The organism is Cellulomonas humilata, assembly GCF_030814415.1.
In the GTDB taxonomy this organism is placed as follows: Bacteria; Actinomycetota; Actinomycetes; order Actinomycetales; family Cellulomonadaceae; genus Cellulomonas; species Cellulomonas humilata_A.
Map to the genome: position 1 here is coordinate 370,497 of NZ_JAUSVB010000004.1, position 16,221 is coordinate 386,717.

Genomic DNA, 16,221 nt, shown 5'->3' on the forward strand with positions numbered 1-16,221 from the left:
GGTCACTGACCGCCCTTCTGGACGAAGCCGCGCACGAACTGCTCGGCGTTGGACTCCAGGACGTCGTCGATCTCGTCGAGCAGCGCGTCCACCTCCGCGTCGCGCGCCTGGGCGGCCGGCGCGACGGGAGCGGGCGTGTCCGGTCCGTCGTCCGGCTCCGCGTCCTCGCGGCGCGGGCGTACGTGTTCCTGACCAGCCATGGTGACCTCCCGAAGTACCGAGCCGACGTGCTGTCGCCCACCCTAGGCCCATCTTCCGACGGTCCCGGTCCCCACGCCCACGGTGCGGACGACGTGTCAGGCGCCGAGCGCGTCCAGCAGCGCGGCGGCGTCGGGGCTGCGGTCCAGCAGGTCGCCCACGTGCGCGTGCGTCCCCCGCAGCGGGTCGCGCATCGGCACCCGCTGGAGCGTCGCCGCGCCGGGCACGTCGAACACGACCGAGTCCCAGCTGGCGGCCGAGATCTCGCCGCCGTATCGCGCCACCGCCTCGCCGCGGAAGTACGCCCGGGTGTCCCGGGGCGGGTGCAGGACCGCGTCGGCGACGTCCTCGGCACTCACCAGGAGCTCGACCGCGTCCGCCTGGACCAGCCGGTGGTAGAGGCCCCGCTCGGGTCGCACGTCTGACCACTGCAGGTCCATCGCCGCCAGCCGAGGGTGGTCCCACGCCAGGTGGTCGCGGCGACGCATGCCTTCGAGCAGGCGGAGCTTGGCCAGCCACTCGACCTCGCGGGCGCACGACGCCGGGTCCGAGCCCAGCCGCTCGAGCACCGAGCCCCAGCGTGCGAGCACGTCGGCGGTCTGCGTGTCGGGCTCGTCGCCGGTGTGCTCCAGGGCCGCGAGGACCGCGTCGAGGTACTCGCGCTGGACCTCGAGAGCGGTCAGCCGGCGACCGTCCGCGAGCTCCAGCCGCGCGGTGAGCGTCACGTCGTGGCTGACCACGTGGACGGCGTGCACCGGGTCGCGCAGTGTCAGCCGGTCGACCGCCGCCAGCGCTCCCCCGGACCCGCTCTCGGCGACCGCGCGCTCGATGAGCCACAGGACCAACGACGTGGTGCCCAGCCGCAGGTAGGTGGCGACCTCGAGCATGGTCGCGTCGCCGATGATCACGTGCAGGCGACGCCACCGGTCCGGGTCGGCGTGCGGCTCGTCGCGCGTGTTGATGATCGGGCGGCGCAGCGTGGTCTCCAGCCCGATCTCCGCCTCCATGTAGTCGGCGCGCTGCGACAGCTGGAAGCCGGGCTCCTCACCGCGCTGCCCCAGCCCCACCCTGCCCGCACCGGTGAACACCTGGCGGGTGACGAAGAACGGGATCAGCCGCGCGGCCAGGTCGTGGAACGGGACGGCCCGGTCCACGAGGTAGTTCTCGTGCATGCCGTAGGTGGCGCCCTTGCCGTCCACGTTGTTCTTGTAGAGCGCGACGTCCGGCAGCGCCGCCGTCGACGCGAGCGCCCGCACGGAGGCGAGCATCACGCGCTCGCCGGCGCGGTCCCAGCGGACGGCGTCGAGCGGGTTGGTGACCTCCGGCGAGGAGTACTCCGGGTGGGCGTGGTCGACGTACAGGCGCGCGCCGTTGGTGAGGATCACGTTGGCGGCGCCCGGGTCCTCGTACTCCTCGGTCGTGGCGCGCGGCAGCGCCTGCGGCCCGTCGCCGGACGGGGCCGGCTTCTCGGGGTCGTCCGTGAGCAGCGACGGGTGTGCCGACGCCCGCTGCAGGTGGAAGCCGCGGGCGTCGTGCAGCGGGTCCTCGTCGTCGTAGTCCCAGCGGGCCTTGGTCCGCGCACCGTCGCGCGCCGCAGCGTGCACGGCGACGACGTGGCTGGACAGCAGCATGGGGTTGGCCAGCGGGCGTCCGGGCTGGAGGATCCCGTACTCGGTCTCGATCCCCATCACACGGCGCACGGTCACAGGACCACCCTAGGGTCCTGTGACCGTGCCTCCGTGCGAGCGTCCAGCCTCAGAGGTACTGGCCGGTGCTCGTGACGTTCTCGATGGTGCGCGAGCCCTCGGCACCCTTCTTGCCCTGCACGATCGTCCGGATGAACACGATGCGCTCACCCTTCTTGCCGGAGATGCGCGCCCAGTCGTCCGGGTTGGTCGTGTTGGGCAGGTCCTCGTTCTCGCGGAACTCGTCGACGCACGCCGTGAGCAGGTGCTCGACGCGGATGCCGCGCTGGCCGTTCTGGAGGAGGTCCTTGATCGCCGACTTCTTCGCACGGTCGACGACGTTCTGGATCATCGCGCCCGAGTTGAAGTCCTTGAAGTACAGGACCTCCTTGTCGCCGCTCGCGTAGGTGACCTCGAGGAACCGGTTCTCGTCGCTCTCGGTGTACATCCGCTCGACGACGCGCGTGATCATCGCCTCGACGGCCGCCGAGGCGGAACCGCCGTGCTCCGCGATGTCGTCCGGGTGGATCGGGAGCGTCGGCACCAGGTACTTGCCGAAGATCTCGCGGGCACCCTCGGCGTCCGGACGCTCGATCTTGATCTTCACGTCGAGCCGCCCGGGCCGCAGGATGGCCGGGTCGATCATGTCCTCGCGGTTCGAGGCGCCGATGACGATGACGTTCTCGAGCCGCTCGACGCCGTCGATCTCGCTGAGCAGCTGCGGCACGATCGTCGTCTCGACGTCGCTGGAGACACCGGTCCCGCGGGTGCGGAACAGCGACTCCATCTCGTCGAAGAACACGACGACGGGGTGACCCTGCGACGCCTTCTCGCGGGCCCGGGCGAAGATCAGCCGGATGTGCCGCTCGGTCTCGCCGACGTACTTGTTGAGCAGCTCCGGGCCCTTGACGTTGAGGAAGAAGCTCTTGGTGTCGGCCGTGGTCTCGCCGCGCGCCGCCGCCGCGGTGGCCGCCAGCGAGTGGGCGACGGCCTTGGCGATGAGCGTCTTGCCGCATCCCGGCGGGCCGTACAGCAGCACGCCCTTCGGCGGCTTGAGCCCGTGCTCCCGGAACAGCTCGGGGTGCAGGAACGGCAGCTCGACGGCGTCGCGGATCGCCTCGATCTGCGGTCCGAGCCCACCGATGTCCTTGTAGTCGATGTCCGGCACCTCTTCGAGCACCAGCTCCTCGACCTCGGCGCGCGGGATGACCTCGAACACGAAGCCGCTGCGCGAGTCGATGGTCAGCGCGTCGCCGATCCGCACGTGCGCGTCACGGACCTGACCCGCGAAGCGCACGACGCGCTCCTCGTCGCCGCGACCGACCACCAGCGCGCGGTCGGTGCCCAGCAGCTCCTTGACGGTGACGAGCTCGCCCACCTCCTCGTACCCGCCGGCCTCGACCACGGTCAGGGCCTCGTTGAGCATGACCTCCTGGCCGGGCTGGAGGCGCGAGACGTCGAGCGACGGGCTGGCACCCACGTGCATCTTGCGTCCCGACGACACGATGTCCACGGTCCCGTCGGCCCGGGAGCCGAGGAACGTCGCATAGGTCCCGGGGGGCTTGGCCAGGTCGTCGACCTGGCGCTTGAGGTCGATGATCTGCTCGCGCGCCGCCACGAGCGCGTCGCTGAGCCGCTCGTTCTTGGCCGCGAGCACTGTGAGCTCTCGGTGCAGGTCCCGTCCAGGGGCTGCCGAATCCGTCATCTCGTCGGCCTCCGTTCCGCGTCGCGCGTGGTCGTCACTCCGTCCCCACCGTGCACGGCTCTGTGCCTGCTGGTCCGACGACCCTAACCACCAGTGTCAACACCCGCGGTCCGACGCGCGCAGGCGTTCTCGACCAGCGGACAGGGACCATGGTCGGCCTGTGCCTGCGCTCCGCTCCGGGCGCGTGCCGCTGGCGCGACCCCCACCCTGCGCTGCGCTCCGGCTCAGGCCTCTGGCGGGTCAGTCAGTGCTGGTGCTCTCCGTCGGGGCGGGCGCCTGGCCGACGTCGCGACGCGCACGGCGCAGCTTCTTGTCCGAGACGAGCCGCTCGCCCATGGCCTCGGGCGACCAGAGCTCGGAGTCGTCCACCGCAGGCGCACCGTCGGGTGCCACCGGGTAGGCGCCCTTGGCGGGCCGACGACGACGCTGCGGGGCCTCGACGCCGTCCGCGAGCCGGCGCGTGGTGAGCAGGAAGCCGGTGTGGCCGATCATCCGGTGCTGCGGCCGCACGGCGAGCCCTTCGAGGTGCCAGCCGCGCACCATCGACTCCCACGCCTCGGGCTCGGTGTACCGGCCGTCGGTGCGGATGTCCTCGGCCAGCCGGGACAGCTGCGTGGTCGTCGCGACGTAGGAGATGAAGACGCCACCGGGCGCGAGCGCGTCGGCGACGGCGTCGAGGTTCTCCCAGGGCGCGAGCATGTCGAGCACGACGCGGTCGACGCTGCCGGGCTCCGCCACGGTCGGCAGCACGTCCGAGAGGTCACCGACGGACAGCTGCCACGCCGGGTGCGGTCCGCCGAAGAACCCCTCGACGTTGCCACGGGCGATCGCCGCGAAGTCCTCGCGCCGCTCGATGGAGTGCAACGACCCGCCGTCGCCGACCGCGCGCAGCAGCGACATGGTCAGCGCGCCGGAGCCGACGCCGGCCTCGATGACGCGCGCACCGGGGTAGATGTCCGCCATGGCGACGATCTGGCCGGAGTCCTTGGGGTACACGACCGCGGCACCGCGCGGCATGGACAGCACGTAGTCGGCGAGCAGCGGGCGCACCGCGAGGTACTCGATGCCGGCCGTGTTGCGGACCACGGACCCTTCGGGCGCGCCGAGGAGCTGGTCGTGGTTGAGGTAGCCGCGGTGCGTGTGGAACGAGGCGCCCTCGGCGAGCGTGATCGTGTGCAGCCGCCCGCGCGGGTCGGTGAGCTGCACGCGGTCGCCCGCACGGAAGAGGCCGCGGCGCTGCGCGGCCCCGGTGGACGTCTGGTCGGGGTTCACGGTGCCCGAGTCTAGGAGCGGATGGCGGCGACGACGTCCATCGCGCGGATCAGACCGACCACGCGACCGTCCACGACGGCCACCACGACCGGGGAGTGCTCGGTGGCGCGACCGACGGCGGCCACCAGCTGCTGCCCGGTCAGGAGCCCGTCGACCACCGCACCGCCGGGCAGCGGGACGGCGACGGCGGTCACCGGGGTGGTGCCCGCGGCGTCGGCGGGTACGGACGCCGCCGCGGCACGGTCGACGTACGCGGCCGGTCGGCCGTCGGGCGACAGGATGACGACCTCCTCGGCACCCGCCGCGGCGGCCAGGGCTGCGGCGTGCGCGAGGGACTCCGTGTGCCCCACCCCCGTCGCCCGGCGGCCGACGGAGGCCACGGTGATGAGGCCGACGGCCTTCTGGGTGCGGCCGCCGCGCACCGCCGCGGAGGCGCCCGACCACAGGAAAGCCCCGATGAGCGCGGCCCAGACGACGTCGTAGATCTCCGGCTGGCGGCCCTGCACCAGCGGCAGCACGAGCGCCCAGGCGAACACTCCGACGGCGACCACGCGCCCCACCCACCCGGCCGCCACGGTCCCCGTGTGCCGGTTCTTGGTGACCGCCCAGACGGCCGCCTCGAGCAGGTACCCGCCGTCCAGCGGGAGCCCGGGGACCAGGTTGAACAACCCGACGAACGCGTTGGTCAGGCACCCGGACCAGACCAGCAGCCCGATGAGGCTGTTCGTCTCGACGCCCTGCGCCACCGCGAGGAACCCCGCCGCGAGCAGCAGGTTGGCGATCGGGCCGACCACCGCGATGAGCGCGCTGCTGGCGGGCGTCGGCGTCGCACCACCGAACGCCGTGTGCCCGCCCCACAGCGTGAGCACGAACTCGCGCGGCTGCTGCCCTCGGGCGCGGGCCATGAGGCCGTGCGCGAGCTCGTGCACCAGCACGGAGGCGAAGAGCAGGACCACGAACGCCAGCGCGACGACGTACACCAGCGGACCGAGGTCCGCCCGGGCGCGGATGGTCGGGGCGAAGATCAGGGTGAGCACGACCGCGGCGATGAGCCAGCTGGGGGCCAGGATGATCGGGGCGCCGACCGCGCGGCCGATCACCCAGCCGGAGGATCGTCGTGCCGGGGGTCGGGAGGCGCTCACCGGTCAAGAGTAGGTGGGTCGGTGGTCGGTCGTGTGGGCGCCCCCGCCTACGCTCGACACGTGACAGTGCAGCACCTCGACCAGGACACCCCCGACCTCCCGTCGGCCACGCTCGCCGACGACGCGGTGGAGGAGGCGGTCGAGGTCGCGGTCGAGGCGGCCGCCACCGAGCGACCCCCGTCGCGCCCCGGGCTGTCGCCGTCGCGGGCCAACGACTTCCTGCAGTGCCCGCAGCTGTTCCGCTTCCGCGTGATCGACCGGCTCCCGGAGCCGCCCAGCTCGGCCGCCGCGCGCGGCACGCTGGTGCACGCGGTCCTGGAGCACCTCTTCGACCTGCCGGCCGCCGAACGGACACTCGCGGCGGCGCACGCGCTGCTGCCCGATCAGTGGGCCACCCTGCTCGAGCGCTCCCCCGCGATCGGTGAGCTGTTCGCGGACCCGGCCGACCTCGCGGAGTGGCTGACCAGCGCCGAGGCGCTGCTCGGCACCTACTTCACGCTCGAGGACCCCACCCGCATCGAGCCCCGGGAGCGCGAGCTGCTCGTGTCCACCGAGCTCGACGAGGGCGGTCCCCAGCTGCGCGGCATCATCGACCGGGTCGACGTCGCGCCCAACGGCTGGGTGCGGGTGGTCGACTACAAGACCGGCCGCTCACCACGGGCCGGGTACGAGAGCTCGGCGCTGTTCCAGATGCGCTTCTACGCGTACGTCATCTGGCGCACCCGCGGGGTGCTCCCCAAGCGACTCCAGCTCGAGTACCTGGGCGACGGCGTGATCCTCACGCACGAGCCGACCGAGGCGGAGATGGCGACCGTCGAGGCGCGGGTGCGCTCCATCTGGGGCGGCATCGAGGACGCGGCCCGGTCCGGCGACTGGCGGCCGCGCACCTCGAAGCTGTGCGACTGGTGCTCGTTCAAGGCGCTGTGCCCGGCGTTCGGCGGTACACCCCCCGAGATCCCCGAAGGTGCGATCGAGCGGTCGATCGGGGTCGTGCCCGCCGCGTGACCTGCTAGCTCGCGCGGCGCAGGTCGAGCACGTCCCCGCCGACGATCCGGGCGAGGGCCGGGAGGGTCAGGTCGGCCAGCGACGCGATCCGGCTCAGCCCGGGGCGTGCCGTGACGTGCTGCATGACCTCGATCGCCACGGTGCGCGCGCCCGAGGCGAGGGCGGACGTGATGCCGGACGCCGAGTCCTCCACCGCGACGCAGTCGCCGATGTCGACGCCGAGCAGCCGGGCCGCGGTCAGGTACGGCTCGGGGTCCGGCTTGGCTCGCGTGACCTCGTCACCGCTCACGACGACGTCGAACAGGCCGGCCGCCGCGGCGAACGGCTCCGCGAGCATGCGGAACGACGACGTGACCAGCGCCATCGGCACGCCCGCGTCATGCAGGTCGGCGAGGACCTGCTGGGCGCCCGCCTGCCAGGGGATCCCCGCCGCGACGCCCTCGGCGACCCGGCGGTTGAGGAAGTCGACGATGTCCTCGAGCGGCAGGTCGACGCCGCGCTCCTGGAGCCGGGCGGCCGAGACCATCATCGGGTTGCCCACCAGCGACAGACCGTCCTCGTGCGTCCAGATGCCCCCGTGCGACTCGACGAGCTCGGTCTCGGCACCCATCCAGTAGGGCTCGGTGTCGATGAGGGTGCCGTCCATGTCCCACAGGACGGCCGCGGGCAGGACGAGGTCGGGGAAGGCGCTGGGCATCGGTCCATCGTACGAGGCGGTGCCGACACGCCGACGGCGCAGCCGGGGCCGTCGCCCGCGCCTGCCTCCGACGCGCGCAGGCGGGCCGTCCGCAGCCGTCGCGACGCCGCGCCTTACGCTGGGCCGATGAGCGAGACCCCCTCGGCCGACCTCCCCGTCCGCGAGACCGTGCTGCTCGCGGCGTTCGAGGGATGGAACGACGCGGGGTCGGCCGCCACCCAGGCGCTGGAGCACCTCCACGAGGTCTGGGACGCCGAGCAGGTGGACGAGCTGGACCCCGAGGAGTACCACGACTTCCAGGTCAACCGGCCGGTGGTCGGGCCCGGTGCCGACGGACGCCGGGAGATCACGTGGCCGACGACCGCGGTCGCCGTCGCGACCGCCCCGGTCAGCGGACGACGCGTGGTCCTGGTGCACGGGATCGAGCCGTCCATGCGGTGGCGCCGGTACTGCACCGAGCTGCTGGACATCGCCGCGGGGCTCGGCGTGGACACGGTGGTCACCGTCGGCGCCCTGCTGGCGGACGTGCCGCACACGCGCCCCATCCCCGTGAACACGACGAGCGAGGACGCAGGCGTCCGGGACGACTTCCGGCTCGAGCCGAACACGTACGAAGGACCCACCGGCATCGTCGGCGTGCTCCAGCACGAGGCCGCGGCGCGCGGGATGCGGGCGATGTCCCTCTGGGCGGCGGTCCCGCACTACGTCGCGCACCCGCCGTCCCCGAAGGCGACGCTCGCGATCCTGCACCGCATCGAGCAGCTGCTCGGCGAGCCCGTGCCCCTGGGAGAGCTGCCCGACGACTCGGCCGCGTGGCAGCACGGGGTCGACGAGCTGGCCGCGGAGGACGCCGAGATCGGCGAGTACGTGCACCAGCTGGAGGAGGCCAAGGACACGGCCGACCTGCCGGAGGCGAGCGGCGAGGCCATCGCCCAGGAGTTCGAGCGCTACCTGCGCCGCCGCGACAAGGGCACCGGCGGCTGACTTCTCGGCGACGTCCGCACTCCGGAGGCCTCAGGCCCGCTGGAGTGCGGCCGTCGCGGGCTAGAGGCGGATGCCCAGGAGGGCGTCGAGGGTGCGGCCGATGACGCCCGGGGCACCCTCGACCGGCGTCGGTGTGCCGGCCAGGGACAGGTCCGCCCAGGCGTCGATCGCGGCCAGTGCGCCGGGCGTGTCCAGGTCGTCGGCGAGCGCCGCCCGCACGGCCGCGAGGGTGCTGTCGGCGTCCGGGCCCCCGTTGCCGGAGACGGCCGCACGCCAGTGCTCCAGGCGCTCCTGGGCGGCGCGCAGGCCCTCGTCGGTCCAGTCCCAGTCGTCGCGGTAGCGGTGCGCCAGGATGGCGAGGCGGACGGCCATCGGGTCCACGCCCTGCTCGCGCAGGCGGGAGACGAGCACGAGGTTGCCGAGCGACTTGCTCATCTTGTGCCCGTCGAGACCGACCATGCCCGTGTGCAGGTGGACGCGTGCTCCGCGGCCCTGGTCGAGGAGCCGCGCGTGCGACGTGCTCATCTCGTGGTGCGGGAACTGCAGGTCCGACCCGCCGCCCTCGACGTCGAACGGCAGCCCCAGCGCGTCCCGGGCGATGACCGCGCACTCGATGTGCCAGCCCGGACGACCACGGCCGAGCGAGCCCCCGTCCCAGGCGGGCTCGCCCGCCCGCTCGCGGCGCCACAGCAGGGGGTCGAGCGGTGCGCGCTTGCCCGCCCGCTCGGGGTCACCCCCGCGCTCCGCGGACAGGCAGCGCATGGTGTCGTCGTCGAGGCCGGCGACCGCGCCGAAGTCGATGTCGGCGGTGAGGTCGGCGTACACGTCGCCCAGGCCGTCGTCGGTGAGCGCGTCGGGCGTCGGCACGCGGTACGCGGCGCCGGCGGCGAGCAGCACCTCGACGGCCTCGACGACCGCGGGGATGACCTCGACCACGCCGGAGTAGACGTCGGGCGGGATGACGGCGAGCGCCGTCATGTCCTCGGCGTAGAGCTGGGTCTGCTCGGCCGCCAGGTCACGCCAGTCGATGCCGAGCGACGCCGCGCGCTCCAGCAGCGGGTCGTCGACGTCGGTGACGTTCGACGCGTACCGGACCCGGTGGCCCGCGTCGCGCCACGCCCGCCCGAGGATGTCGAACGCGACGTAGGTCGCGGCGTGGCCCAGGTGGGTGGCGTCGTACGGCGTGATGCCGCAGACGTACAGGGTGGCGTCGGTCCCCGCCGCGGCGACGACCAGCTGGTCCGTCGAGGAGTCCCTGACCTGGACCGGGAGGCCACGTCCGGGGAGCTGCGGGATGTACGGGGGCGGCCAGGTGAGCACGCCGGAAGCCTAACGGCGTCGCGAGGTCCACAATGCGCAGGTGACGCACCAGACAACGACCGACGACCACCACGAGCGAGTCTGCGTGGAGACGTCCGACGGGTGGGAGCTCGCCGAGGACGGCGCCCGGACCCGCGGGGCCCGGTGGGTGATCGTGGACTCGATGGACGACCTGTCGGACGCCGCACGTCGGTACGGCATCAGCGATCGAGCGATCGCGCTCCTCGAGCACCGCATCCCCGGCGCCCACCCACCGGCCCCGAACCACGCGCAGCGCGCGCGCCTCGACCGCTCCCCCGACGGCGAGCTCATCCTGACGACGCCGACCCTGTCCTACGACGAGGCCACGCAGGACGTGCACACGGGCGCCCTGACGAGCGTCGTCGGCAAGGACGTCGTCCTCATGGCAGAGCTCGGAGACGCGCACGTGCTCGACCGCGCGGTCGCCAAGCTGACCGGCGGCTACCCCGTCCCCGACCAGGGCGTCCACCAGGTCCTCGCCGTCGTCGTCCTCACGCTCGTCGCCGAGGCGTCCGACGTCGAGATCGGCCTCGGGGACGCCGTCGCGGACGCCGAACGGCTGGTGTTCTCCACGGCTCGGCACCGCAACCCGCTCGAGGAGATCTACGACCTGAAGCGCGAGATCGCCGAGGCTCGTCGCGCGCTCAGCCCGGTCACGTCCGTGCTGCCCGAGCTGATGGCGGAGGCCGAGGAGGGACCCGGTCGCCGGAGCTCGCAGCCGTGGCTCCGGCGGGCGGAGGCATGGGTCGACCGCCTGGACAAGCACCTCGACGGCTACGACGACCTGCTCAGCGACATGCTCTCGGTGCACCTGTCGCAGGTGTCGGTGCGGCAGAACGAGGACGTCCGCAAGATCTCGGCGTGGGCGGCCATCGCGGCCGCACCCACCCTGGTCGCCAGCATCTACGGGATGAACTTCGAGCACATGCCGGAGCTGACGTGGACGTTCGGCTACCCGTTGTCGATCGCCGCGATGGGTGCCGTCTGCTACTCGCTGTACCGGCTGTTCCGTCGGTCCGGCTGGCTCTGACGCTACGTCGTGACGGGTGCGCTGTTGGCGTCGAGGACCCCGGTCAGCAGCAGGATCACCACGAGCGCGGCCAGGCCGAGCCGGTAGTACACGAACGGCTTGTAGCTGAACGTCGAGACGATCTTCAGGAACACGATGATGACGAGATAGCCGACGACGAACGCGACGAGCGTGGCCACCAGCGTCGCGCCGAAGCCCGGCGTGCCGCCCTTGCCGAAGTCGTCGACGCTCTTGGCCAGCTGGAACAGCCCCGACCCGAAGACCGCGGGGATGGCCAGCAGGAACGAGTACCGGGCGGCAGCCTCCCGCGTGTAGCCCATGAGCAGTCCGCCGGTGATGGTGCCGCCGGACCGCGAGACGCCGGGGACGAGGGCGAGCGCCTGCCAGAACCCGAACTGGAGCGCGTGCCTGCCGGTCAGCTCGGTGAGCTCCCGCTTCTTGGCCCCCCGGCTGTCCGCCCAGCCGAGCACGAGCGCGAAGCCCGCGAGCGTCAGGGCGACGAGCCACAGGTTGCGGAACGTCTGCTCGATGGAGTCCTGGAACGCCAGGCCGAGGATGACGATCGGGAGCGAGCCGAGCGCGATGAACCACGCCATGAGCGTGTCGTGGTCGGACCGCCCCAGCGGCATCCCCAAGCGGGCGCGCCAGTCCGTGCCGTGGTCCCCCCGCACCGACCGCCACCAGGCGGTGGCGATGCGCGCGATGTCCCGCCGGAAATAGAGGATCACCGCGGTCTCGGTGCCCAGCTGGGTGATCGCCGTGAACGCGGCGCCCGGGTCGGAGCCGAGCAGGTCACCGATGATGCGCAGGTGCGCGCTCGACGACACCGGGAGGAACTCGGTCAAACCCTGCACGAGCCCCAAGAGGATCGCTTCACCCAGTCCCATGGCCTCTGTCACGAGCGGACACGATAGCCGGGGTGCGTTGCCGCAGAGGACGTGGCCGCGCCGATTAGTGTTGCGCCTCATGGAACAGCGCCACCTGGGCCGCACGGGTCTGCGGGTCTCCCGGCTCGGGCTCGGCACGATGACCTGGAGCCGCGACACGGACGAGCACGACGCGACCGAGCAGCTGCGGGACTTCACGGACGCCGGCGGGACGCTGGTGGACACGTCCGCCTCCTACGCCGACGGCGGCGCCGAGGAGCTCCTCGGTCAGCTGCTCGGCGACGTGGTCCCGCGCGACGACGTCGTCCTGTGCACGAAGGCCGGCATCCGCCGCACCAGCAACGGCGGCGTGGTGGACGCCTCGCGCGGCGGGCTCCTGGCGTCGCTGGACGGCTCCCTGCGTCGCCTGCAGACCGACCACGTCGACCTGTGGCTCGTCCAGACGCCCGACCCGCGCACCCCGCTCGACGAGACGGTGTCCGCGCTGCGCCTCGCCGTCACCAGCGGGCGCGCCCGCTACGTCGGCCTGGCCAACCACGCCGGCTGGCAGGTGGCCCGTGCGGCGAGCCTGCTCGAGGGCGAGGTCGGCCTCACCGCGGTCCAGGCCGAGTACTCGCTGCTGCAGCGCGGGATCGAGCGCGAGGTGGTCCCCGCCGCCGTCGCGCTCGGCGTCGGCGTCCTCGCGTGGTCCCCGTTGGGGCGCGGTGTCCTGACCGGCAAGTACCGCCGGACCATCCCGGCCGACTCCCGGGCCGCGTCGCCGCACCTCGCGGGCTTCGTCGAGCCCTACCTCGCCCGGGCGTCCGCGACGATCGTCGAGGCGGTCGCGACCGCGGCCACCGGCCTGGAGCGCACCCCGCTCGAGGTCGCGCTCGCGTGGGTGCAGGGGCGAGGGGTGGCGTCGGCCATCGTGGGTGCCCGTACCGCGACCCAGCTGCGCGCCTCGATCGCGGCGCAGGACCTGGTGCTGCCCGACGAGCTGCGCAGGGCCCTCGACGAGGTCAGCGCCCCGACGCTCGGCTACCCCGAGCGCTTCTAGCTACCGGCTGGCCTCGTCGGCGAGGTCGTCGACGTCCGCGTCGTCGTAGTCCTCGTCGTCCTCGTCCTCGTCGTCGTCCTCGTCGTCCTCACCGTCGTCCTCCTCGGCGAGGTAGAACGGCGTGGCCTCGCCGTGGACGGTGCCCAGCGCGTCGTCGTACACCTCGAACGCGTCGGCCAGGATGTCGTAGGCGTCGTCGACTGCGGGGTCGTCCTCGCCGTGCGGTGCGGCGACGGCGGTGTAGTGGGCCTCGAGGGCTGCGATCAGGCGGTCCAGCGCGGCACGCGGGTCGACGGTCATGCGACGACCGTAGTCGTCTGCGAGGCACAATGGCAGCGCGTAAGGTTCTCCGGCACCAGGCTCTGGCTCTCTATCGTCGCGGCGCGAGCGCCGTCACGGGACGGGGTGGCGAATGGCAAACGGTCAGACACGGACGAAGCGACCCGACTGGGTCGCGCAAGGCGGTCAGTACGAGTACCGGGTGCTGCGGATCCCGGCGGAGACGTCCCGGAACGACGCGCGGCGGATGCTGACCGAGCAGGCGGAGCTGGGCCGCTGGGAGCTGTCCAGGACGCTCTTGTTCGCCGGTGGCGAGCGCAAGGTCTGGCTGCGGCGCAAGATCATCCGCGTGCGCAGCACCCTCGCGGAGACGTCGGGCTAGAGCGCGTCGAGCGGCACGTCCTGGGCGGCCAGCCGAGCGGGCTCGATCTGCCGCCCGACGAGCGCACGCAGCTGCTCGTTGACGTCCCAGACGTTGACGTTCATCGCGGCTCGGACGCGCCCGTCGCGCAGCCAGAACGCGATGACCTCACGGGCACGCAGGTCCCCGCGGAGCACCACGGAGTCGTCCGCGTCGGCGTGCCCGACGTACTCCATGCCGAGGTCGTACTGGTCGGTGTAGAAGTACGGCTGCCAGTCGTGGACCGCGTCCTGAGCCAGGATCGACCGCGCGGCGAGGGCACCCTGGCGGATCGCATTGTCCCAGTGCTCGACGCGCAGGCCGTGCCCGAGCGCGGTGTTGTAGGCGTGGGCGACGTCCCCCGCCGCGAGCACCGCGGGATCCGCGGTCCGCAGGTGCTCGTCGACGGTGATGCCGGCGACGGGGTCCGCCGCGAGGCCGGACGCCGCGGCGAGCCCGATGTTCGGTGCCGCGCCGACGCCGACCAGGACGACGTCCGCGGGGACCACCTCGCCGCCCACCCGGACCCCGGTGACGCGACCGGCGGAACCCTCGAACGCCTCGATCCCGGCACCGGTCCGCACGTCGACCCCGTGCGCCCGGTGCAGGTCCGCGAAGAACGCCCCGAGCTCCGGGCCGAGCACCCGCAGCAGCGGCTGGGCGGCGTACTCGAGGACCGTGACGTCGAGCCCGGCCAGTCGAGCGGCCGCCGCGACCTCGAGGCCGATCCACCCACCGCCCGCGACTACCAGGCGCGAGCGGACGGCCAGCTCGTCGCGCAGGACGTCGCTGTCGCCGAGCCGACGCAGCGTGTGCACACCGTCGAGCCCCGCTCCGGGCACGTCGAGGGTGCGTGCGCTCGACCCGGTGGCGATCACCAGGTGGTCGTAGCCGAGCGTCAAGCCGTCCGCGAGTGCCACGGCGCGCGCTGCCCGGTCGACCGCCGTCGCGGCGGTGCCGAACCGTGTCTCGACGCCGTGGTCGGCGTACCAGCCGTCCGGGTGGACGAACACGTCGTCGCGCGGCGCCGACCCCTGCAGGTACGCCTTGGACAGCGGTGGCCGTTCGTAGGGCCGGTCGACCTCCTCGCCGACGAGGGTCACGGGATCGGCGTACCCCGCCTCGCGCAACGTCGCGACGACGTGCGCCGCCGCGAGCCCGGCTCCGACGACGACGGTTCCAGCCATGTCGACCTCCTACGAACGCACCGCGCTAGGAACGGACCGCGGCGAAGAACTCCGCGCGGGTGGCTGGCGAGTCCCGCAGGACGCCGGAGAGCGCCGACGTGGTGGTCACGGCCCCGCCCGCGCGGACCCCTCGCATGCTCATGCACAGGTGCTCGGCCTCCACGACGACGCCGACGCCCTGTGGCGCCAGCTCGGCGTCGATCCAGTCCGCGACCTGGCGGGTGAGGCGTTCCTGCACCTGCGGGCGGCGCGCGAACATCTCGACCACCCGGGCGAACTTCGAGAGGCCGAGGATCCGGCCCGCGGGCAGGTAACCCACGTGGGCGACGCCGATGAAGGGCAGAAGGTGGTGCTCGCACAGCGACTGGACCGGGATCGTGCGGACCACGACGAGCTCGTCGTACTGCTCCTCGTTCGGGAACGTCGTCATGGCGAACGGGCGCGGTGTGAGCATCGCGGCGTACGCCTCCGCCATGCGGCGCGGGCTCCGCTCGGTGCTGGGGCCGTCGCACGGGACGCCGAGCGCCTCGAGGAAGGCGCGCGCGGCCTCGGTCGCGGCATCGATCCCGACGTCGGGGAGAGCGGGGGCGAGGGTCACCGGTGGGCCTCATCTCTATCGGTCACTTCTCTGTACGTTAGAAACCTCCGCCGGTAGTGTCAAGGCGATGGACGGCACGGGATCGGAAACGTTCGCCGGCGACGCGGAGCGCGTCGGAGCGCTCGCCGACCCCGTCCGGCTCGCGCTCTACCGGTTCGTCTGCGCGCAGGCCGAGCCGGTCAGCCGCGACCACGCGGCCGAGGGTGTCGGCGTCCCCCGCCACCAGGCCCGGTTCCACCTCGACCGACTCGCGTCGGACGGCCTGCTCGAGACGAGCCACGCCCGGCTGACCGGACGGTCGGGTCCCGGCGCCGGCCGGCCTGCGACGCTCTACCGGCGCGCGACCCGGCAGATCGCGATCTCGCTGCCCGACCGCGAGTACGAGCTCGCGGCGCGGCTGCTCGGCGACGCGGTCGCCGAGTCGGCGCGGACCGGCTCACCGGTGATCGACGCGGTGAACGGGTCCTTCGCGGCGTACGGGGCGGCGGCCGGACGTGCGGCCGTCGTCGCGGCGGCGGACGCGGACGCGATCGACACCACCGTCCGGGTCCTGGCCGAGCACGGCTACGAGCCGCGCCGGCTCGCGGACCACGTCGACCTGCACAACTGCCCGTTCCACGCGCTCGCCCAGGTGCACACCGACCTCGTCTGCGGGGCGAACAGGTGCCTCGTCGAGGCGCTGGCCGACGGGATCGCGCCCGACCGGCTCGACGCGCGGCTCGAGCCGCAGCCCGACCGCTGCTGCGTCGTCCTCGACGCGCGCCCCGGCTGA

At 73.0% G+C, this 16,221-nt stretch carries 17 protein-coding genes; 6 read left to right on the forward strand and 11 right to left on the reverse strand.

All coding sequences use genetic code 11. The annotated features are described in order from the left end of the window. Positions 1-2: 2 nt before the first annotated feature. From J2X26_RS15800 to J2X26_RS15820, 5 genes are all read right to left on the reverse strand, one after another. On the reverse strand, positions 3-200 hold the full coding sequence (locus tag J2X26_RS15800) for a ubiquitin-like protein Pup (protein ID WP_146845072.1): 198 nt from the start codon (positions 198-200) through the stop codon (positions 3-5). 96 nt (positions 201-296) lie between these two features. Beyond that, positions 297-1,904, reverse strand: coding sequence for a depupylase/deamidase Dop (gene dop / locus J2X26_RS15805; RefSeq protein WP_307493659.1), 1,608 nt, complete (start codon positions 1,902-1,904; stop codon positions 297-299). A 49-nt stretch (positions 1,905-1,953) separates the two neighbouring features. Continuing rightward, positions 1,954-3,588: a proteasome ATPase gene (arc, locus tag J2X26_RS15810; RefSeq protein ID WP_307493660.1), complete on the reverse strand. Its 1,635-nt coding sequence runs from the start codon at positions 3,586-3,588 to the stop codon at positions 1,954-1,956. A gap of 240 nt (positions 3,589-3,828) precedes the next feature. Further along, on the reverse strand, positions 3,829-4,860 hold the full coding sequence (locus tag J2X26_RS15815; protein WP_307493661.1) for a tRNA (adenine-N1)-methyltransferase: 1,032 nt from the start codon (positions 4,858-4,860) through the stop codon (positions 3,829-3,831). Between the two features lie 11 nt (positions 4,861-4,871). Continuing rightward, the gene (locus J2X26_RS15820) at positions 4,872-6,002 is read right to left on the reverse strand and encodes a site-2 protease family protein (RefSeq protein WP_307493662.1); all 1,131 of its coding nucleotides are present in this window, start codon (positions 6,000-6,002) and stop codon (positions 4,872-4,874) included. A gap of 60 nt (positions 6,003-6,062) precedes the next feature. Here J2X26_RS15820 and J2X26_RS15825 point away from each other — a divergent pair, with 60 nt between their 5' ends. Beyond that, positions 6,063-7,007: a RecB family exonuclease gene (locus J2X26_RS15825; RefSeq protein ID WP_439897864.1), complete on the forward strand. Its 945-nt coding sequence runs from the start codon at positions 6,063-6,065 to the stop codon at positions 7,005-7,007. Positions 7,008-7,011: 4 nt separating this feature from the next. Here the strand turns inward: J2X26_RS15825 and J2X26_RS15830 are convergent, their stop codons facing one another. Beyond that, complete coding sequence (locus J2X26_RS15830) at positions 7,012-7,704, reverse strand: HAD family hydrolase (RefSeq protein WP_307493663.1); 693 nt, start codon at positions 7,702-7,704, stop codon at positions 7,012-7,014. 126 nt (positions 7,705-7,830) lie between these two features. On the opposite strand from J2X26_RS15830, the gene J2X26_RS15835 reads away from it, so the two are divergent. Continuing rightward, the gene (locus J2X26_RS15835) at positions 7,831-8,688 is read left to right on the forward strand and encodes a PAC2 family protein (protein WP_307493664.1); all 858 of its coding nucleotides are present in this window, start codon (positions 7,831-7,833) and stop codon (positions 8,686-8,688) included. 60 nt (positions 8,689-8,748) lie between these two features. On the opposite strand, the gene mshC is transcribed toward J2X26_RS15835, so the two are convergent. Further along, on the reverse strand, positions 8,749-10,008 hold the full coding sequence (gene mshC, locus J2X26_RS15840; RefSeq protein WP_307493665.1) for a cysteine--1-D-myo-inosityl 2-amino-2-deoxy-alpha-D-glucopyranoside ligase: 1,260 nt from the start codon (positions 10,006-10,008) through the stop codon (positions 8,749-8,751). Between the two features lie 40 nt (positions 10,009-10,048). Here mshC and J2X26_RS15845 point away from each other — a divergent pair, with 40 nt between their 5' ends. Continuing rightward, positions 10,049-11,059, forward strand: coding sequence for a CorA family divalent cation transporter (locus tag J2X26_RS15845; RefSeq protein ID WP_307493666.1), 1,011 nt, complete (start codon positions 10,049-10,051; stop codon positions 11,057-11,059). Between the two features lie 2 nt (positions 11,060-11,061). Here J2X26_RS15845 and J2X26_RS15850 read toward each other — a convergent pair whose 3' ends face one another. Then, positions 11,062-11,946 (reverse strand): undecaprenyl-diphosphate phosphatase, encoded by an 885-nt coding sequence (locus J2X26_RS15850; RefSeq protein WP_307493762.1) that lies wholly within the window; start codon positions 11,944-11,946, stop codon positions 11,062-11,064. 79 nt (positions 11,947-12,025) lie between these two features. On the opposite strand from J2X26_RS15850, the gene J2X26_RS15855 reads away from it, so the two are divergent. Beyond that, complete coding sequence (locus J2X26_RS15855) at positions 12,026-12,985, forward strand: aldo/keto reductase (RefSeq protein ID WP_307493667.1); 960 nt, start codon at positions 12,026-12,028, stop codon at positions 12,983-12,985. Here the strand turns inward: J2X26_RS15855 and J2X26_RS15860 are convergent, their stop codons facing one another. Continuing rightward, positions 12,986-13,285, reverse strand: coding sequence for a primosomal protein (locus tag J2X26_RS15860; protein WP_307493668.1), 300 nt, complete (start codon positions 13,283-13,285; stop codon positions 12,986-12,988). 112 nt (positions 13,286-13,397) lie between these two features. Here J2X26_RS15860 and J2X26_RS15865 point away from each other — a divergent pair, with 112 nt between their 5' ends. Beyond that, entirely contained in the window at positions 13,398-13,646 is a 249-nt protein-coding gene (locus J2X26_RS15865) for a DUF5703 family protein (RefSeq protein WP_307493669.1), read from the forward strand. Here J2X26_RS15865 and J2X26_RS15870 read toward each other — a convergent pair. Together J2X26_RS15870 and folE are read right to left on the reverse strand one after the other, a co-directional pair. Beyond that, positions 13,643-14,851, reverse strand: coding sequence for an NAD(P)/FAD-dependent oxidoreductase (locus J2X26_RS15870; protein ID WP_307493670.1), 1,209 nt, complete (start codon positions 14,849-14,851; stop codon positions 13,643-13,645). The genes J2X26_RS15865 and J2X26_RS15870 overlap by 4 nt on opposite strands. A 25-nt stretch (positions 14,852-14,876) precedes the next feature. After that, entirely contained in the window at positions 14,877-15,449 is a 573-nt protein-coding gene (gene folE, locus J2X26_RS15875) for a GTP cyclohydrolase I FolE (RefSeq protein WP_307493671.1), read from the reverse strand. Between the two features lie 67 nt (positions 15,450-15,516). Here folE and J2X26_RS15880 point away from each other — a divergent pair, with 67 nt between their 5' ends. Further along, the gene (locus J2X26_RS15880) at positions 15,517-16,221 is read left to right on the forward strand and encodes a helix-turn-helix transcriptional regulator (RefSeq protein ID WP_307493672.1); all 705 of its coding nucleotides are present in this window, start codon (positions 15,517-15,519) and stop codon (positions 16,219-16,221) included.

Excerpts from the sequence above, each read along its gene's own strand:
- J2X26_RS15865 (WP_307493669.1), top strand. The coding sequence starts at position 13,398 with ATGGCAAACGGTCAGACACGGACGAAGCGACCCGACTGGGTCGCGCAA.
- J2X26_RS15830 (WP_307493663.1), bottom strand. The coding sequence starts at position 7,704 with ATGCCCAGCGCCTTCCCCGACCTCGTCCTGCCCGCGGCCGTCCTGTGG.
- arc (WP_307493660.1), bottom strand. The coding sequence starts at position 3,588 with ATGACGGATTCGGCAGCCCCTGGACGGGACCTGCACCGAGAGCTCACA.
- J2X26_RS15870 (WP_307493670.1), bottom strand. The coding sequence starts at position 14,851 with ATGGCTGGAACCGTCGTCGTCGGAGCCGGGCTCGCGGCGGCGCACGTC.
- J2X26_RS15880 (WP_307493672.1), top strand. The coding sequence starts at position 15,517 with ATGGACGGCACGGGATCGGAAACGTTCGCCGGCGACGCGGAGCGCGTC.
- J2X26_RS15835 (WP_307493664.1), top strand. The coding sequence starts at position 7,831 with ATGAGCGAGACCCCCTCGGCCGACCTCCCCGTCCGCGAGACCGTGCTG.
- J2X26_RS15850 (WP_307493762.1), bottom strand. The coding sequence starts at position 11,946 with ATGGGACTGGGTGAAGCGATCCTCTTGGGGCTCGTGCAGGGTTTGACC.
- J2X26_RS15860 (WP_307493668.1), bottom strand. The coding sequence starts at position 13,285 with ATGACCGTCGACCCGCGTGCCGCGCTGGACCGCCTGATCGCAGCCCTC.
- J2X26_RS15800 (WP_146845072.1), bottom strand. The coding sequence starts at position 200 with ATGGCTGGTCAGGAACACGTACGCCCGCGCCGCGAGGACGCGGAGCCG.
- J2X26_RS15855 (WP_307493667.1), top strand. The coding sequence starts at position 12,026 with ATGGAACAGCGCCACCTGGGCCGCACGGGTCTGCGGGTCTCCCGGCTC.